Annotated in this window: 1 protein-coding gene; it reads right to left on the minus strand. The window is 29.8% G+C overall.

Annotation, left to right across the window (positions count from 1 at the left end; translation table 11 throughout):
* On the minus strand, positions 1-733 hold a 733-nt coding region (eis, locus tag GQX97_RS13125; RefSeq protein WP_198391246.1), incomplete at both ends, for an enhanced intracellular survival protein Eis.

The raw sequence follows: 733 nt of genomic DNA on the forward strand, positions 1-733 counted from the left end.
ATAATTTAATAGCATTAGCTGTTGCTTCTATTCTTCCAATTTTGTAAAGATATGAAGGACTTTTATAACTCATAAGCATAGTAGTTAAAGTTTTAATATCCATTTTTATAATATATCTATCTTTAGAGTTTCTTTTATATTCTTTTGAWATTCTTTTGCATACAGTTTGTTTATCTTCATTCCAATAAATCATAAAGCTCGCATTATTCCACTTAGCCATATCATCTTTTATTATTAAATTAATTTTTTTATTTTTTGGTTTTCTCAAGAAAGGATAATTATTAATAAAYCCTTTAACATCAGTAATTCTCGCCATAATATATGGTCTTATAGTCTCTTTTATTTCGCTGTCTTCAAGAAGGAAAGCTATAGGCTCATTTGTGTAATTGTATCCTTTAACTTCATCAACCATAGAGAAATGTGCAGATATATAATTCCAAAGCCCAAGCCTAGCCTCAAAATTAATATAAACCATCTCTTTTATATGAAACACATCATTTTCAATAACATAAACCAAATAACCCTCAGCCTCATTTTTGTCATTATAATATAAAGCAACTATAGTATCATCAACTTCCCATCTCCAATACTCTTCCCACTCCAAATCGCCGCGAATTAAAGCACCATGCCTAGCATAAGAAAATTTATTATAAAGCTCTTTCAAATCATCGCTGTCTGTAGAGACTCTCTCCACTCTCCCTTTACTAGTCATAGTTTTAGGAAGCTGAGTATC

Source organism: Brachyspira sp. SAP_772 (assembly GCF_009755885.1).
Taxonomy (GTDB): Bacteria; Spirochaetota; Brachyspiria; order Brachyspirales; family Brachyspiraceae; genus Brachyspira.